Origin of the sequence: Micromonospora sp. NPDC049171 (assembly GCF_040648275.1) — a bacterium.
Taxonomy (GTDB): Bacteria; Actinomycetota; Actinomycetes; order Mycobacteriales; family Micromonosporaceae; genus Micromonospora.
In genome coordinates, this window is sequence record NZ_JBEZDJ010000020.1 from 1 (window position 1) to 16,211 (window position 16,211).

Genomic DNA, 16,211 nt, shown 5'->3' on the forward strand with positions numbered 1-16,211 from the left:
CCGGGTACGGGGGCAGCCCCCGTACCCGGCCGACGTTCGTGGTCAGCGGCGCGCCAGCGGCGGCTGCTCCGGGTAGCGGCCGCCGGCCGCCGCGCCGGGCGGCGTGGCCGCGTCGATCGCGTTCAGCTCGGCCTCGGTCAGCTCGACGTCGAGCGCCTGAACATTCTCCGCCAGGTAGCGACGTCGCTTGGTGCCGGGGATCGGCACCACGTCAGGGCCGCGGCTGAGCACCCAGGCGAGTGCCAGCTGGGCGGCGGTGACGCCCTTGGCGGTGGCCAGTTCGCGCACCCGGGCCACCAGCTCCATGTTGTGCCGCAGGTTGTCGCCCTGGAAGCGGGGCGTACCGCGCCGGTAGTCGTCGGCCTCCAGCTGGGTGAGGTCGGTGATCGCGCCGGTCAGCAGCCCTCGCCCGAGCGGGCAGTACGCCACCAGCCCGATGCCCAGCTCGCGCAGGGTGGGCAGCAGTTCGGTCTCCGGCTCCCTGCTGAACAGCGAGTACTCATACTGTCCGGCGGTCACCGGGTGTACGGCGTGCGCCCGCCGCACCAGGTCCGCCGAGGCCTCGGAAATACCGAGGTGGCGCACCTTGCCCGCCGCGACGAGCTCGGCCAGCGCGCCCCAGGTCTCCTCAATCGGCACCTGTGGATCGACGCGGTGCTGGTAGTACAGGTCGATGTGGTCCACCCCGAGCCGGCGCAGCGACGCGTCGCAGGCCCGGTGCACGTAGTCAGGGCGGCCGTTGATGCCGAAATAGCCATCCTCGGGGCGCCGTTCCACGCCGAACTTCGTGGCGACCACCGCGTGATCCCGGCGGCCGGCGATGGCCTTGCCGATCAACTCCTCATTGGTGAACGGGCCGTACATGTCGGAGGTGTCGAGCAGGGTGACGCCGAGCTCCAGCGCCCGGTGAATCGTGGCGACCGACTCGACGTCGTTGCGGTCACCGTAGAACTCGCTCATGCCCATACAGCCGAGGCCGAGAGCGGAGGTGGTCAGGTTCTGGCCGAGCACGCGGTTATGCATCCGCGATTCCTTCCAATAAGGAGATGACAACGGACTGGGGCCCTCGGGACGCGCCGGTGTCGCCTGGCGATGTCGTCCCGGGGGCCCCGTCTCGACCATACGGGGGGCCGAGTTCAGGCGGACGGTGTCTGTGACACGAGATAGCGGCGGGCACGTAGCTCGGCGCCCTGGCCGAAAAGGCGGCTCTCCGGCTGGCTCTGCTCGTCGGTGAAGCGCTGCGCGCCGCCGCCGACCGGGTCGAGGTAGTGCCCGGCGGCGGGCGTGAGCCGAACCAGGCCGGCCGCGTCGTGCCCGGGCAGTGCGCCGTCGAGGATGGTGAACAGCCCCAGGCCGCCGGCGAGCTGCCGAGGTTCGGTGCGAGTCTCCTTGCCTCCGTGATCGAGCATCAGGTGCTCACGCGAGGGCAGGTGGTAGCCGAGACGGTCGACGGCGAAGACCTCGCGGCCGTCGAGCTGCCACCGGACCGTGCCGGCCGCCCGGTCATAGGAGATGACCAGATGATGTTCGTCGTCGGGCTGGCGTGACGCCACCGGCACCGTGTAGAGGAACGCGGCGTAGTCACCGAGCTCGTGTCGGGCGTGCGGCAGGCGTTCGTAGAAGACGTACACCCGCTTGTTGGTCAGGAAGAAGTCGAAGACCATGGCGGTCTCGGTGTCCAGGACCGGCATGGCCACCGAGGCCAGGCGCAGATCGTCGTCCGGGTCGGCGACCGCCGCGCCGAACGGGTGACCCGCGGTGCCGTAGGTGCGCCCGGACAGCCACGCCTCGAAGGAGAGCACGGTGCCAGGATCGGCGTCGAAGCCGAGGTGGCCGCTGGACGCCAGATGGTTGGGGTAGGCGAGCCACTTCACGTGATCGAGGGCGCCCGGCACCGCCTCCGGTCCCTGTTCCTGCGGAAGAGTCCGGGTGAACGCCGGTTCGCCGGTGCTCGGGTGCCGACCGGGCGACACCGCCCGCAGACCCTCCGCCGAGGTGGACACCTCGGCGTCGTCACCGACGTAGTCGCCGAGGCGGTAGTAGGCCCAGCGCGCGTCGGCACCCTCGGTCCGGAAGCCGTCGTTGAAGTCGTCCCACACGGTCATCGGTCATGCCTTTCCGCCGGGCACGCCCGGTCGCGGGTGCGGAGCCGGTCGGGAGTGCAGGCCGTCGCGCAGCCACGATTCCTGCTCGGTGAGGATCTGCTGAGCGGTGGCGGTGTCGCCGAGCGCGATGCACGCGTGAAAGGTGCCCGGGTGGTAGCCGATCCGGGACTTCACGCCCGCCTGGATGAGCCGGTGTGCGTAGGTCAGCGCCTCGTCGCGGAGCGGGTCGTACTCGCAGGCCAGCACGTACGCCGGGGGTAGCCCGCTGAGGTCGTCGGCGCGAGCGGGCGCCGCCAGCGGGTCGACCGCGTCGCCCCCGGCCGCGTCGCCCAGGTAATACCGCCAGCTCACCTGCGCGTTGTGCCGATCCCACATCGGGGTGTCGGTGAACGCGCGTGCGGACACCGTTTCCAGCCGGTCATCAAGCGCGGGGAAGAGCAGGCACTGCAGCCGCAGCGCCGGGCCGCCACGATCGCGTACGGCGAGGGCGAGCGCCGCGGCGAGGCCACCACCGGCGCTCTCCCCGCCGACCGCGATGCGCCCGGTGTCGACGCCAAGGCCCGCGCCTTCCTTGGCAAGCCATTCCAGCGCCGCGTAACAGTCCTCGAGCCCCGCCGGAAACGGATGCTCGGGGGCCAGGCGGTAGCCGACGTTGACCACCACGGCGTCGATCCGGTCGGCCAGCCGTAGGCACGTCTGGTGCACGGTTTCCAGGTCTCCGGTGACGAAGCCGCCCCAGTGCAGATAGATCAGCGCGGGCTGCGGCCGGTCGGCATCCGGCCGGTAGACCCGGACGGCGACCGGCGGGGCGCCCGGCGGCCCGGGAACCAGCCGGTCGCCGACCTCGACCGGCCGAGACGGCTGGTACGGCCGGTGATGGGCCACCGCCGCACGCAACGCCGCCCGGGTGGCGGGCAGATCGGCGTAGTCAACCCGGGGCAACGCGGACAGCCGGTCGGCCAGGTCGGTGGCGAAGTCGTACACCGTGGGTCTCCTCGCCTCTCGGGCGCCGTGGTGGGAAACTGTCAGAAGGTGATGACGACCTTGCCCCGGGTGTGCTTGCCGGCGAACTCGGCGACACCGCGCTGCGCCTCGGCGAACGGGAACTGGGCACTCACCTCGACCCGCAGCTCACCCGACGCCGTCGCCTCGACGATCCGCTGCAGCCGGCCGTCGGTGGCCTCGATGTGCGCGTACGTGGCGCGCACCTCACGGTCGAAGACCGGCGGACCACCGGCCGGAGAGATGAGCAGCCCTCCGGGCTTGACGGCGGCCGCGGTGCCGGCAAGCCCGGGACCGGCATTGATCAGGTCGACGGCGACGTCGACGCCGCCGGGAACGTGGCGCAGCGCCTCCTCGGTCGTGTCGGCGGAGGTGTAGTCGATGGTCGCCGTGGCACCGAGGCCACGCACGTAGTCGGCGTCCGACGGCGGCGCGGTCGCCACCACGCGGACACCGGCCTGGGCGGCGAGCTGAACCACGAACGAGCCGACACCACCAGTCGCGCCGACCACCAGGAGCGAGTCACCGCTGTTCAGGCCGGCCTGCTCGACGATGCCGGCCGCGGTCATCGCGGCCACCGGCAGAGCGGCGGCGTCCACCGGGTCCAGCGTCTCCGGTCGGGCCACCACCTCGGGGCCGTCCAGCGCCAACGTGTACTCCGCGACCGCGCCGGCGACCGGGTGGGTGAACGCCACCACCTCGTCACCGGGGGAGAACCGGGTGACGCCCTCGCCGACCGCTTCGACCGTGCCGGCCGCGTCCAGACCCAGCACGAAGGGATGCGACACCGGCATCATCTCGCGCATCACTCCGGTGGCGAGTTTGACGTCGAGCGGGTTGAGCGCTGCCGCCCGCAGCTTGATCAGGATCTGGCCCGGCCCGGGTGCCGGCTTGGCCAGCTCGGCGAGGGTGAGCTGGTCGATCGGGCCGTACGAGGGTGCGACGAGTGCCTTCATGGTGACGTGCCTTTCTACGGTATTGGAGAGAGTCGGTGTGGTGCGGCGCCAGACGAGCCGGCGGCGGCGGGGCCGGCCGTTGACCGGCGAGGTGCCGTGCAGGGTGAGGACGTCGCCATCGAGCGCGGCATGCCGGACGAGTTCCGAGCCGACCATTCGGGAGTGGGCGCTGACCAGAACCGTGTGGCGGATCTCCGAGCCGCTGGCGCGCCAGGTGCCGGCGTAGCCCATGAACGTCTCGACCTGGTCGTCCGGCCCGGTGCTCTCGGGCGCCGGGCCGGTGCGCATCATGCTGACCGACATGTGGCCGTCGGCGGTGTAGACCAGCAGCCCGCGAGGATGATCACCGAGCGGCCCTGGCCGGACGTCGTCGCCCACGACGTCGACATAGGAGAGCAGCTCCCAGGTGCCGAGCACGTCCCGTGAGTTCACCGGGGCGTCGCCTCGGTGATGGTGAACCGCCGCACCCGCAGCTCGGCCCCCTGGCCGAAGAGGCGGCTCTCGGCGTGGCTGTGCTCGTCGGCGAACTTCTGTGGCCCGCCCGAGATGGGGTCGAGATAGAAGCCGGGCACGCCGGAGAGCCGGGCCAGCCCGTGCGGAGAATGGCCGGGTGCCGTGCCGTCGAGCAGGCTCAACAGCCCCATGCCGAAGTTCAGCTGACGCGGTTGGGCGGTCGTCTCGGTGCCACCGTGGTCCAGCACCAGGTGCCGCCGGCCGGGCAGATGGTGTCCGATCCGGTCGACTCGGAACACCTCGTGCCCGTCGAGCAGCCAGTGGGCGGTGCCGGCCAACCGGTCGTAGCCGATCTCGACGCGGTGCTCGTCGTCCGGCGTCCGATCGGCGACCGGGACGCCGTAGGAGAACGCCGCGTAGTCCCCGAGGGTGTCCCGGGCGAACGGCAACCGCTCGTAGAACGCGTACACCCGCTTGTTGGTCAGGAAGAAGTCGAAGACAACGTAGGTCTCCGCGTCGAACGCGTTGATCGCGGCGGTGGCCAGACGCAGATCGTCGTCCGGGTCGGCCACCTCGGCGCCGAACGGGTGACCGCCGGTGCCGTAGGTGCGCCCGCCGAAGGTCGCCGAGCAGGAGAGCACCCGCCCCGGCGTCGCGTCGAAGCCGGGAAGCCCGGTGCTCGCCTGGTGCTGGGCGTAGACCAGCCACTTCACGTGGTCGAGGACGCCGGGCAGGCCGGCGCCGTCGGCGGGCTCGGGCGGCACCGTGCGGGTGAAGGCGGGCTCCGCGGTGCCCGGGTGCCGCCCACCGGAAACCACCTGCAGTCCGTCGGCGGAGGTGGTGACCACCCCGTCGTCGGCGACGTGCGGGCCGGCCGTGGTGTGGAACCACCGGCTGCCGGGCCCGGTGCTGTCGAAGCCGTTGCGGAAGTCGTCCCACACCTGTTCGTGCTGAGTCACGTCGGTCATCGCCGGGTCTCCTCCCCGATGGGACGGTCAGGCGGGGACGGCGCCGCGCAGCAGTTGCGCGCTGATCGTGGCGAGCCGGTTGCCCTGGTAGCTGGCGGCGGCCAGGACCTGCTCGCTGGGGCCGTCGTCGGACGCGGCGTTGCCGGTGCCGTACGGGTTGCCGTGTGCGGCATAGACACTCGGGTCGGTGTAGCCGGGTGGAACGATGATGCACCCCCAGTGGTGCATCGTGTTGTAGAGCGCGAGGAGTGTGGACTCGTTGCCGCCCTGGATGTTGCCGGCGCTGGTGAAGCCGGTGGCCGCCTTGCCGGAGAGCTTCCCGGTCGCCCACAGCGGCCCGGTGCTGTCCAGGAACTGCTTGAGCTGAGCGGACACGTTGCCGTAGCGGGTCGGCGTGCCGAACGCGTACGCGTCGGCCCACTCCAGGTCGTCGAGGGTGGCGACGGGCACGTCGGCCGTGGCCTCCAGGTGGGCGCGCCAGGCGGGGTTGTGGTCGATGGCCGCCTCGGGGGCGAGCTCGGTGACCCGACGCAGGCGCACCTCGGCGCCGGCCTTGGCGGCACCTTCGGCGGCGGCCTCGGCGAGCGCGTGGACGTTGCCGGTTGAGGAGTAGTAGATGACGGCGACCTTGGCAGTCATGGGTGATGGGACCCTTCGCGAAAGACGAGCTAAGCGGAAGCTCTTCCACTTAGCCAGGAGGCTATCCGGAAAGGTTTCCGATTGCAACGACCGCAGCGCCGCTGGCCTCCACCCGCAAAAGGGCTGCGTACACTGCCGCGACGGCGCAGTCACGGCAGAATGGGCGGACGGGCGCAACCGGCTGCCGGGGGTGTGGCCGCGGGAGAGAGGACGTCAGGTGGTTGGAGAGTCGGAGGCGGCATCGGCGCCGGTCCCCGCGACACTGTCGATCGCGGGACAACCGGGAATCGAACGCGCCGACGCCGCCCGCAACCGCCGCAAGATGCTCGACGCCGCCACGCGCATCGTCGCCACCGAGGGCGTCAAGGCGCTGGCCCTCGACGAGGTGGCCCGGGCCGCGGGAGTGGGCACCGGCACCGCCTACCGCCGCTTCGGCGACCGCGCCGGACTGATCTTCGCGTTGCTCGACGAGGAGGAGGCCAGTTTCCAGGCCGCCTTCCTGCAGGGCCCGCCGCCGCTGGGCCCCGGCGCGTCGGCGGGGGAGCGGATCCACGCCTTCCTGCACGCCCTGGTGGACCGGGTGGAGGCGCAGCTGGAAATGCTGCTGGTCACCGAGACCAGCTCGCCGGTGGCGCGATATCGCAGCGGGCCGTACATGGTCTACCACACCCACCTGGCCAGTCTGCTCGGCGAGGCTCGCCCCGACGTCGACCCGCACTACGTCGCGGCCGCGCTGCTCGCGCCGGTCTCGGCCACCCTGATCAGTTACCAGCTGCGCGAGCGCGGCCTCGGCACCGACGTGCTCAAGAGCGGTCTCGACGACCTGCTGCGCCTCAACCTCTGAGCGTCTCCGCCGGCCGTCCCGCTCCCGCGTCGAGCCACCCTCCAGCCTTGGTCGAGCGGTCTTCGACCGCGCCGCGCCATGGTCGTCGGGCGGGCGCGGGCCCGGTCGGCCACGTCGCCGCATCCGCCTGCCGACCGCGGTCCGCACCGACGAGGAGGCCAACAGGATGCTCGTTCCATCGCCCAGCCCCACCGATCTCATCGCCGACGCCGAGGATCTCGCCGTGGTCGCGGCTCGCTGCGCGTCGCAGTCCGAGGCGGAGCGCCGGCTGTCCGGCGACGTCGTGGAAGCGTTGCGCGCCGGCGGCTTCGCGGCGCACTTCGTGCCCGCCGCGCACGGCGGCAAGGAAGGAACCTTCACCGAGCTGAGCGAGGCCGTCGCCCGGGTCGGGCAGTCGTGCGCGGCGACCGCCTGGTGTGCGTCCCTGGTGGCCAACCTCGGCCGGATGGCCGGCCTGCTGCCCGCCGCTGGGCAGGCCGAGGTCTGGGCCACCGGTCCCGGCGCGGTGGTCGTCGGGTCGCTGGCGCCGACCGGTACGGCGCAGCGGGTGAGTGGCGGCTGGCAGGTCTCCGGCGCCTGGCCGTACATCAGCGCCGTCGACTTCTCCGACTGGGCCCTGCTCTGCGCCCGGGTACCGGCCGACGGGCCGGAGGCGGCTCGGATGTTCGCGGTCCCGCGCTCGGCTTACCAGATCGCCGACACCTGGTCCAACGTCGGAATGAGCGGTACCGGTAGCAACACGGTGACCCTCGAGGCGACAGTGGTGCCCGAGGCGCGCTCCTTCGAAAGGCAGAACCTCTTCACCGGTACGCCCGCGGCTTCCACCGCCGCCTGCCACGTGGTTCCGCTGCTGGCGGTCAACGGACTGTCGTTCGTGGCACCCGTGCTGGGCGCCGCCCGCGGCGCCCAGCGGGCGTGGACCGCATATGTGGGCGACAAGATCCGCGGCGCGGCCGCCCGGCCCGGCGCGCCGGCCATCGAGCGCGGCCCGTACGACCTGGTCCTGGCGCGGGCCAGCGGCGAGATCGATGCCGCCGAGCTACTGGTACGGCGGGCCGCGCAGGTCGCCGACCAGGGCGCCGGCATCACGCCGTTCGAGGTCAGCCGCAACCTGCGGGACTGCTCGCTGGCGATGGAGACCACGGTCACGGCGGTGAACCGGTTGTTCCGCGCGGCGGGCACCTCCGGACACACCACCGGTAGCCCCGTGCAGCGGGTGTGGCGCGACGTCAACAGCGCCGCCAGCCACATCGCCGTGCAGTTCGAGCCCGCCGCCGCGGCGTACGCAACCCAGGTCTTCAAGATCTGAAGCTGGACGAAGCAGAGGGGGACGACGATGACCCGAACCATCGCGCGTGAGAGCAGTGCGGACTGGGTGCTCTGTCCTGGCTGCCACGTGCCGGTCTATGGCAAGCGCCTGCACCGCAACGCCCGGGTGTGCCCCGAGTGCCAGGTGCACCTGCCGCTCACCGCCGAGCAACGACTCACCCAGTTGGCCGACGACGGCCGTTACGAACTGCTGCCGCTCGAAGTGACAGGCAACGATCCACTGCGCTTCACCGACACCGTGCCCTACTCGGTTCGGTTGGACCAGGCACGCCGGCGGACCGGTCTCAACGAGGCGGTGCTCTGCGCGCGGGCGTTCATCGGCGGCAGCCCGGTGGTCATGGCGGTGATGGACTTCCGGTTCCTCGGCGGCAGCCTGGGCACCGCGGTGGGCGAGCTGATCACCCTGGCGGCCGAGACCGCGCTGGTGGAGCGTACGCCGCTGCTGATCGTCACCGCCTCGGGCGGGGCACGGATGCAGGAGGGCGCGCTGTCGCTGATGCAGATGGCCAAGACCAGCGCGGCACTCGGTGAGCTGGACCGGGCCGGGATCCTCACCATCGCGCTCATCACCGACCCGACCTTCGGCGGCGTCGCCGCGTCGTTCGCCACGCTGACCGACGTGATCGTCGCCGAGCCTCGCGCGCGGCTGGGATTCGCCGGTCGTCGGGTGATCGAGCAGACCATCCACCAACAGCTGCCGCCGGAGTTCCAGACGGCCGAGTTCCTGCTCGACCGAGGCTTCATCGACATGATCGTCGAGCGTCGTCGGTTGCGGCTGGCACTCGGTCGCCTGTTACGGGTCGGTGCCGGCCCGCAGCAGCCGACCGCGCCCGAGGTGGCCGATCCGGTGATCCGCTCCCACCAGCAGTTGTCGGAGCAGGACCCGTGGCGCAGCGTCGGCGAGGCGCGCGACATCCAACGGCCGACCACTCTGGACTACCTCTCGATGATCTTCGAGGATTTCCTGGAGCTGCACGGCGACCGGATCTCCGGCGAGTGCCCGGCGGTCGTCGGTGGGCTCGCCTGGCTCGACGGCCGACCGGTCATGGTGATCGGTCAGCAGAAGGGCCACGATTCCACCGAACTGATTCGGCGGAACTTCGGGATGCCCCGGCCGGCCGGATACCGCAAGGCGGCGCGGTTGATGCGCCTCGCCGAGAAGCTCGGCGTGCCCGTGGTAACGCTTGTGGACACGCCCGGTGCCTACCCCGGCGCGGACGCCGAGGAGCAGGGGCAGGCGGTGGCGATCGCGGAAAACCTGCGCCTGATGGCCGCGCTGACCATTCCGGTGGTCAGCGTCGTCATAGGTGAGGGTGGCAGCGGTGGCGCCCTCGGGCTGGCGGTGGCGAACCGGGTGCTGATCTTCGCCAGCGGCGTCTACTCCGTGATCAGCCCGGAGGGGTGCGCGGCGATCGTCTGGAAGGACCCCGCCAGAGCACCGGAGGCCGCTCGCGCGCTGGGCCTCGACGCCCGAACGTTGCTGCGGCTGGGCGTCGTCGACGGCGTGATCCCGGAACCCGCCGGTGGCACCGGGGCCGATCGGCTGCTCGCCGCCGACCGGCTGGGCGCCGCGTTGCGGCACAGCCTGTACGGGCTCAGCCAACTGAGCCGTCGGGAGTTGGGCATCGACCGCCGGGCCCGGTTCCGCCAGTTCGGTTCGGCCGTGACGATCGAGGCCGAGCTGCGGACGATGAGCGAAGAGGCGCACTGATATGTTCCGCAGAATTCTGATCGCGAATCGGGGCGAGATCGCCGTTCGGGTCGCTCGAACCTGCCGGGAGATGGGCATTCCCACGGTGGCGGTGCACTCCACCGCCGACCGCGAGTCGACAGTGGTCCGGTTTGCCGACGAAGCCGTGCAAATCGGCCCGCCGCCACCGTCCCAGAGCTATCTCAACGCGGCTGCTGTGCTGCAGGCGGCGGACCAGACCGGAGCCGACGCCATCCATCCCGGCTACGGGTTCCTGTCCGAGTCACCGGACTTCGCCGACGCGTGCGAGGCGCTTGGCATCACCCTTATCGGGCCGCCGGCGTCGGTCATGGCGGTCCTCGGTGACAAGACCTCGGCGCGAGCCCTGATGTCCCGTGCCGGCCTGCCGCTGCTGCCGGGAAGCCTCGACCCGCTCGACGCGGAGGCCGCGCGGGACCTGGCCTCGACGATCGGCTTTCCGGTCATCATCAAGGCGGCGGCGGGCGGCGGCGGACGCGGCATGCAGGTGGTGCACGGTGCGGCCGAGTTCGTCGACGCCTTCCGGCGCACCCAGGCCACCGCACAGATGCTGTTCGGGGACGGCCGGGTCTACGTGGAGCGCTATCTCGCCAAGGCACGTCATGTCGAGATACAGGTCCTCTGCGACGGCCACGGCAACGCCGTACACCTGGGGGAGCGGGACTGCACGGTGCAGCGACGTCACCAGAAGCTGATCGAGGAGACGCCGGCGCCCAACCTGCCGGACGGCCTGGCCGAGCGGATGGGGCAGGCTGCGGTGCAGGGTGCTCTGGCGGCCGGCTACGTCGGCGCGGGGACCTTCGAGTTCCTGGTCGACCCGGATGGCTCCTTCTATTTCATGGAGGTCAACTGCCGGATCCAGGTCGAGCATCCGGTGACCGAGATGGTCACCGGCGTGGATCTGGTCCGTGAGCAGATCCTGATCGCGGCGGGCCAGCGGCTGAGGATGACTCAGGACGACGTGCACCGCCGCGGCGTGTCGATCGAGTGCCGGATCAACGCCGAGGACCCGGCGCAGAACTTCGCGCCCACCCCGGGAACTGTCGACGAGTTCGTGCCGGCCGGCGGCGCCTTCGTCCGGGTCGACACCCACGTGTACCCGGGTTACCGGATCCCGCCCAACTACGATTCCCTCTTGGCCAAGCTGGTGATCTGGGCGCCGCACCGGGATGAGGCCATTGAGCGGATGCGTCGTGCGCTCGCCGAGTTCCGGGTACGCGGCCCGCGAGTCAGCACCACCCAGGAGTTCCTCGCCGCCGTTCTGAACGACCCTCGGTTCCGTTCCGCGGGACACACCACCTCCCTGGTCGACGAACTGCTCGGCGAGGAGCACCCGTAGCCACCGCGTCGGCCGGCCGGCGCCTCGGTGCGCCGGCCGGCCGTTGCTCACGGCAGTTCGATCGACTGCGAGTGACGGAAGGTGTTCAGCGGATCCCAGCGCGCCTTCGCCCGCTGCAGGCCCGCGTAGTTGCCCTTGTAGTACAGCGTCGACCAGGGCAGCCCGGAGCGGTTGATGGCCGGGTCACGAATGTCCATGTCCGGTGAGTTGATGTAACAACCGTCGGTCTGCAGATTCGGCACCGGGTAGCCACCGGTCTCCGCGAACGTCTGGTGATAGATGTCGCGCAGCCAACCGACGTGCGCGGCATCCTGCGAGGGATCCATCCAGAAGTTCTCGAACAGCGTCAGGAAGCTCGCGTTGCGGTGCGGGTAGGCCGTGGCCGTCTCGGACAGTGAGTTCACCCTGCCGCCAGCCACGCCGGTCAGTTGCACCGTGGCGTTGGGGTTCGCGTAGTCCGTGCGGGTCAGGCCGCGCCACAGCGCCGCGATCTGCGAGTCGGTGAAGCCCTTCCTCATGTACGCCGACTTCACCGTGCTGCGCATCGTGGGATCCAGCATGGTCGCCGGGTTGCTGGTGCCGATCAAGCGGGTGGCAGCCAGCCAGCGCAGCCTGCGGGGTGGGTACGGCGCGACGATGCCGGTGCCCTGGGTGATGGCGGCGAGGTATTCGTCGAGCATCCGGGCGGCGTCCGGCACCGCCGCGTCGATCTGAGTCACCAGGCCGAAGCCGCCGGCCGACCGGTGGGTGATGAACGCTGCACCGGACAGTGCCGTGTACGGCGAGGACGGGTCGGCATTGCGCTCGTACCAGGTGCCGAAGTTGCGGACCAGTGTGGTGAAAGCCTCCTGGGTCAGCGTGGGCCAGCCGACCGGCAGCGAACTGACCAGCACCTCGGCCGGGGGTTGCGGCAGTTGCTGGCCCGGAGTGGTCCCGCTGGCGCCGACCGAGCGGAACCAGTACTTGGTCACGATGCCGAAGTTGCCGCCGCCCCCGCCTGCGGCAGCCCACCAGAGGTCCCTGTTGACGTCGGCCGAGTTGCGCGAGGCAACCACGACCCGGGCGACACCGAGCCTGTCGACCACCACCATTTCGACGGCTTCCAGGTGATCGGCGACCACTCCGTAGCGCCGGGAGAGAAGGCCGTAGCCGCCGCCGGCGACATGCCCCCCAATGCCCACGGTCGGGCACACCCCGCCGGGCAGAGTGACGTTCCAACCTTTCTTGAGCGTCTCGTAGACCTGGCCCAACAGGGCGCCCGGCTGGATGGCGAAGGCGTTGCGGGTCTGGTCGTAGCCGATGGCGTTCATCGCCGACATGTCGATGATGACCTTGGTGGACGAGTGGTAGACGAAGTCGGCGTAGCAGTGGCCTCCGCTGCGTACGGAGATCCGCTTGCCGGCCCGCACGGCCTTCTGGACGGCGTCGAGCACCTGCTGCGTGGAGCCGGCGAGGAAGACCGCCTCGGGTGCCGCGACGAAGCGCTGGTTGTTGCCGACCACCACGTCGGGGTAGCGGGCGTCGCCCGGGGTCACGACGCGGGCCGCCGGGACTGCGGGGTCGGTCTGCTCATCCGCCAGGGCCGCCGCGGCACCCACTCCGGCCGTCATTGCACCTGTCGCCGCGGCTGCGCCGACAAGGAGTCCTCTTCTACTGATTGTTGCCATTCCAGTCCTTCCTGGACAGCTGAGCCGGCGCCACACTGCGCCGGCGGATGTGCGGAGCGCCGAGGGCGCTGGTACGCACGGGAAGCAGTCCGATCCGCACCGCAAAGAAACAGATCAGAAAGATTTCAAAACAAAAGAACCCCGCGGCCGGAACGAGCGCACTCCACGGCTGCGGACGAATCCCCCCGTGCATCCGCCAGTGTAATAAATTCGATCAAGGCCGGGCATCGTCACTCAGCTGTCAAAGGGTCGGCCGAATGGCGGATTCGTGCGGGGATCGGCGTTGGTCCGGTCGGATCCTGAGGGATCCCGTCGGTTGACTGTTGGATATGCGACTTTCGCGCCAGGCTTCGGCCGCGGTCCGCGCGGCTCGGCAGTTATTCCCCATGTCGAATATCCGCATTAGAAGGGCCTCAAGTCGATGTGCACTTCATCACAGCGCTGAGTACGAAAGGGTGAATTGACCGGTGTGTCCAGCGCGGCTGCGCGGCTGAAACAATCTGTTAACCGGAAATTTCCGACGCCCGCTGGGGCGGATGCGGATGCCCCATTGCGATGACGGAGCGGCTGTGTAAAATTACCCCTCGTAGCTGTAAGCGGAATGATTTCCGCTACGCGGCCAGGGCGGATCGCCAGGCGCGGGCAGGGGGCATGGCCCGACGCGGGGGGCACGCGGGAGTTTTGATCAGCGACGCCGGGTTTGGTTAGAGGCTCGTCAGGGCCCATCCAGGGAATACGAACACATCGATGTATCTGTCCGTAGCGGCTCTGTGGCAGATCACTTGCCTGCGGCCCTCCGCATAGTCGCCTACATGACACACACGGGGAGTGTGACGTGCAGTTCAAGATTCTGGGACCGATGGAGATCGTCACCGGCGAAAGATCGTCTTTCTCGGTCAATGCTTCGAAGACCAGCCAGGTGCTTGCGCTGTTGCTGGTGCAGTGCCCGGAGAATGTTGGCGTCGACACGATCATCGCCGAGCTGTGGGGCGAGAAGCCGCCACGGAGTGCCGTGACGACTTTGCAGACCTACATCTATCACGCGCGCCGCATGTTGACCCGGGAAATGGTCGACGGCAATAGGAACATCGTCGTCACCCGGCCACCTGGATACGGCGTTCAGGTGCACCCTGACGACATTGACGTCAACGTCTTCATTCAGTCCGTGCGCCGCGGGCGTGAACTGCTCGAAAAGGGCCACCCCCAGCAGGCGGTCGACTATCTCAACGCCGGATTGGCGCTGTGGCGAGGGCCGGCGTTCGCCGGCCTGGTTATCGGCGAGGTGTTGGGCGGGCGAGTGGCTCACCTCGACGAGTTGCGGATCCAGGCGGTCGGCCTACGGATTACGGCCGAGAGGAGTCTCGGGCGCCACCTCGAGCTCGTGCCGCAACTGCGCTCCCTGGTCTCCGCGCACCCCCTGAACGAGTCGTTCCATGCTCATTTGATCGAGGTGCTCTTCGAGTCCGGCCGGCGGGCCGAGGCCCTGCAGGCCTATCAGGACCTACGCCGGATCCTGGATCGGGAGCTCGGTGTCGAGCCGACCATCGAGATGCAGCGGTTGCAACTCGCGGTCCTGCAGGGCGAGAGCAGCAGCGCCCGCCGGTACCCCGCCGTCGCCTGAACCGCGCGGGCGGCCGCCGGCGCGCTGCCGTGCCGGTCGCCCGCGTCACCGGATTCAGGACCCGGTCGGGTCGATCCGGAACAGCGGCTCGTCGAACTCCACGGCGTCACCGTCGCCCTTGAGAACCGCGGTCACGGTGCCGGCGCAGGCCGAGTTCACCGGGATCATCAGCTTCATCACCTCGACGATCCCGATCTGTTGGCCAGCCTCCACCCGGTCACCGACCTTGACGAACGGCGCGGCACCCGGCGACGGGCAATGAAACAGCACGCCGACCGCAGGCGCGCGCACCTCGACGCCCGCCGGCACCACCGGACCGTCCAGCGTCGCTACGGACGGCGCCGTGGCGGTCGGCAGCGTGATCGGATGGGCCGGCAGCGGTTGCCCGGTGGGCCACTCCGCCTCGACGGTCACCCCGCCGGCCCGGATCCGCAACACGCTGGGCGCGTGGCTGAAGCCCTTCAGTAGCTGCAAGGCGTTGGTCCGGACCAGTTCCAACGAAGCCTCGATGTCCGAGACGGCCGGGGACTCCGGCCCGTTGGCGTCCTCGCCGGCGGGCATCCGGGTCGGGTCCGCGGTGTCCTGGGACATGGCTGTGCCTCTCTCGAGATTCTGATCACGTGCGGATGGACGATGCTGTCGGCATACCGGCGATGGCTCGCGCAGGCCCTAGTAGTTGCCGAGCCCGCCGCAGACGTTGAGAGCCTGCGCGGTGACCGCCCCCGCCCCATCGCTGATCAGGTAGTTAACCATCGCGGCCACCTCCTGGACCTCGACGTAGCGGCCGATCGGCACCCGGGCGGTGATACGGGCGTGCGTCTCGGCTTCGTCCACGCCCCAGATCGCGGCGTAGTGCTCCCGAACGCGCTCGGCCATCGGTGTCTCCACGAAGCCCGGGCAGACGGCGTTGACGGTGATCCCCGTCTTGGCCAACTCCAGGCCGAGCGCCTTGCTGAAGCCGACCACGCCGTGTTTGGACGCCGAGTACGGCGCCGCGTGCACCACACCCTGCTTGCCGCCGGTGGACGCGATGTTGACGATCCGACCCCACCCCTTGTCGAGCATGCCGCCCGTGTTGAGCACCCGCTTGGTCATCAGGAAGACGCTGTTGAGGTTGGTGTTGATGACGTCCAGCCAAAGCTCGTCGTCGATCTCCGCGGTCGCTCCGCCGCCGGGGCGGCCCGCGTTGTTGACCAGAATGTCGACCGATCCGTACCGGTCGACCGCCGCGCGGACGAACCGGTCCACGTCCTCGGCGGAGCGCACGTCGCAGCTGCGGCCGTCCACGTCGTACCCCTGGTCCTGCAACTCCTTGACCGTGGCGGCGACCGCCGCGTCGCGTCGGGAGCAGAGATAGACCTGGGTGCCCTTCTCGGCGAGTGAGCGTGCGATCTCCAGGCCCATCCCGCTGGTGGCTCCCGAGACGATGGCCACCCGCCGGTTCTCCGTCATGGTCTCCCCATTCATGCTGACGTGTCGGACGTCGCCCAGAGTCGGCCGTGCGGCTCGAACGGCGATCGAGGTTGTCTTGGACCGGGCGCCGGGCGTCGTTCGAGCGA

14 protein-coding genes are annotated in these 16,211 nt (G+C 70.1%); 5 read left to right on the forward strand and 9 right to left on the reverse strand.

The window, feature by feature from the left end; genetic code table 11:
* Positions 1-42 precede the first annotated feature (42 nt).
* The 6 genes from AB0B14_RS23990 to wrbA all read right to left on the reverse strand — a co-directional run bounded on the left by AB0B14_RS23990 (position 43) and on the right by wrbA (position 6,123).
* Positions 43-1,023 (reverse strand): aldo/keto reductase, encoded by a 981-nt coding sequence (locus AB0B14_RS23990; RefSeq protein ID WP_357080203.1) that lies wholly within the window; start codon positions 1,021-1,023, stop codon positions 43-45.
* A gap of 113 nt (positions 1,024-1,136) precedes the next feature.
* Positions 1,137-2,105, reverse strand: coding sequence for a DUF6081 family protein (locus AB0B14_RS23995; RefSeq protein WP_357080201.1), 969 nt, complete (start codon positions 2,103-2,105; stop codon positions 1,137-1,139).
* A 3-nt stretch (positions 2,106-2,108) separates the two neighbouring features.
* Entirely contained in the window at positions 2,109-3,089 is a 981-nt protein-coding gene (locus tag AB0B14_RS24000; RefSeq protein ID WP_357524255.1) for an alpha/beta hydrolase, read from the reverse strand.
* A gap of 41 nt (positions 3,090-3,130) precedes the next feature.
* Positions 3,131-4,495, reverse strand: a complete 1,365-nt coding sequence (locus tag AB0B14_RS24005) for a lipocalin-like domain-containing protein (RefSeq protein WP_357080195.1) — start codon at positions 4,493-4,495, stop codon at positions 3,131-3,133.
* Positions 4,492-5,484 (reverse strand): DUF6081 family protein, encoded by a 993-nt coding sequence (locus AB0B14_RS24010; protein ID WP_357524257.1) that lies wholly within the window; start codon positions 5,482-5,484, stop codon positions 4,492-4,494. Before AB0B14_RS24010 ends, AB0B14_RS24005 begins: the two co-directional genes overlap by 4 nt.
* A gap of 27 nt (positions 5,485-5,511) precedes the next feature.
* Entirely contained in the window at positions 5,512-6,123 is a 612-nt protein-coding gene (wrbA, locus tag AB0B14_RS24015) for an NAD(P)H:quinone oxidoreductase (protein ID WP_357080188.1), read from the reverse strand.
* A 217-nt stretch (positions 6,124-6,340) separates the two neighbouring features.
* Between wrbA and AB0B14_RS24020 the strand changes: the two genes are divergently transcribed.
* The 4 genes from AB0B14_RS24020 to AB0B14_RS24035 all read left to right on the forward strand — a co-directional run bounded on the left by AB0B14_RS24020 (position 6,341) and on the right by AB0B14_RS24035 (position 11,364).
* Positions 6,341-6,967, forward strand: coding sequence for a TetR/AcrR family transcriptional regulator (locus tag AB0B14_RS24020; protein ID WP_357080185.1), 627 nt, complete (start codon positions 6,341-6,343; stop codon positions 6,965-6,967).
* Positions 6,968-7,133: 166 nt separating this feature from the next.
* The gene (locus tag AB0B14_RS24025) at positions 7,134-8,276 is read left to right on the forward strand and encodes a hydrolase (RefSeq protein WP_357080182.1); all 1,143 of its coding nucleotides are present in this window, start codon (positions 7,134-7,136) and stop codon (positions 8,274-8,276) included.
* A gap of 27 nt (positions 8,277-8,303) precedes the next feature.
* The gene (locus AB0B14_RS24030) at positions 8,304-10,007 is read left to right on the forward strand and encodes an acetyl-CoA carboxylase carboxyltransferase subunit alpha (protein WP_357080179.1); all 1,704 of its coding nucleotides are present in this window, start codon (positions 8,304-8,306) and stop codon (positions 10,005-10,007) included.
* A 1-nt stretch (position 10,008) separates the two neighbouring features.
* Complete coding sequence (locus AB0B14_RS24035) at positions 10,009-11,364, forward strand: acetyl-CoA carboxylase biotin carboxylase subunit (protein ID WP_357524259.1); 1,356 nt, start codon at positions 10,009-10,011, stop codon at positions 11,362-11,364.
* 47 nt (positions 11,365-11,411) lie between these two features.
* Here AB0B14_RS24035 and AB0B14_RS24040 read toward each other — a convergent pair whose 3' ends face one another.
* A complete protein-coding gene (locus tag AB0B14_RS24040) occupies positions 11,412-12,974 on the reverse strand; it encodes an FAD-binding protein (RefSeq protein WP_357080173.1) in 1,563 nt (520 codons plus the stop codon).
* Positions 12,975-13,866: 892 nt separating this feature from the next.
* On the opposite strand from AB0B14_RS24040, the gene AB0B14_RS24045 reads away from it, so the two are divergent.
* On the forward strand, positions 13,867-14,652 hold the full coding sequence (locus AB0B14_RS24045) for an AfsR/SARP family transcriptional regulator (protein ID WP_357080170.1): 786 nt from the start codon (positions 13,867-13,869) through the stop codon (positions 14,650-14,652).
* 54 nt (positions 14,653-14,706) lie between these two features.
* Here the strand turns inward: AB0B14_RS24045 and AB0B14_RS24050 are convergent, their stop codons facing one another.
* Together AB0B14_RS24050 and AB0B14_RS24055 are read right to left on the reverse strand one after the other, a co-directional pair.
* Positions 14,707-15,243, reverse strand: a complete 537-nt coding sequence (locus AB0B14_RS24050; protein ID WP_357524261.1) for an acetyl-CoA carboxylase biotin carboxyl carrier protein subunit — start codon at positions 15,241-15,243, stop codon at positions 14,707-14,709.
* Between the two features lie 78 nt (positions 15,244-15,321).
* A complete protein-coding gene (locus AB0B14_RS24055) occupies positions 15,322-16,104 on the reverse strand; it encodes an SDR family NAD(P)-dependent oxidoreductase (protein WP_357080163.1) in 783 nt (260 codons plus the stop codon).
* Positions 16,105-16,211: the final 107 nt, after the last annotated feature.

What these genes read in the sequence shown, in the direction of transcription:
- AB0B14_RS24040 (WP_357080173.1), bottom strand. Translation starts at nt 12,974, where the DNA reads ATGACGGCCGGAGTGGGTGCCGCGGCGGCCCTGGCGGATGAGCAGACC.
- AB0B14_RS24030 (WP_357080179.1), top strand. Translation starts at nt 8,304, where the DNA reads ATGACCCGAACCATCGCGCGTGAGAGCAGTGCGGACTGGGTGCTCTGT.
- AB0B14_RS23990 (WP_357080203.1), bottom strand. Translation starts at nt 1,023, where the DNA reads ATGCATAACCGCGTGCTCGGCCAGAACCTGACCACCTCCGCTCTCGGC.
- AB0B14_RS24050 (WP_357524261.1), bottom strand. Translation starts at nt 15,243, where the DNA reads ATGTCCCAGGACACCGCGGACCCGACCCGGATGCCCGCCGGCGAGGAC.
- AB0B14_RS23995 (WP_357080201.1), bottom strand. Translation starts at nt 2,105, where the DNA reads ATGACCGTGTGGGACGACTTCAACGACGGCTTCCGGACCGAGGGTGCC.
- AB0B14_RS24055 (WP_357080163.1), bottom strand. Translation starts at nt 16,104, where the DNA reads ATGACGGAGAACCGGCGGGTGGCCATCGTCTCGGGAGCCACCAGCGGG.
- AB0B14_RS24010 (WP_357524257.1), bottom strand. Translation starts at nt 5,484, where the DNA reads ATGACCGACGTGACTCAGCACGAACAGGTGTGGGACGACTTCCGCAAC.
- AB0B14_RS24035 (WP_357524259.1), top strand. Translation starts at nt 10,009, where the DNA reads ATGTTCCGCAGAATTCTGATCGCGAATCGGGGCGAGATCGCCGTTCGG.
- wrbA (WP_357080188.1), bottom strand. Translation starts at nt 6,123, where the DNA reads ATGACTGCCAAGGTCGCCGTCATCTACTACTCCTCAACCGGCAACGTC.
- AB0B14_RS24025 (WP_357080182.1), top strand. Translation starts at nt 7,134, where the DNA reads ATGCTCGTTCCATCGCCCAGCCCCACCGATCTCATCGCCGACGCCGAG.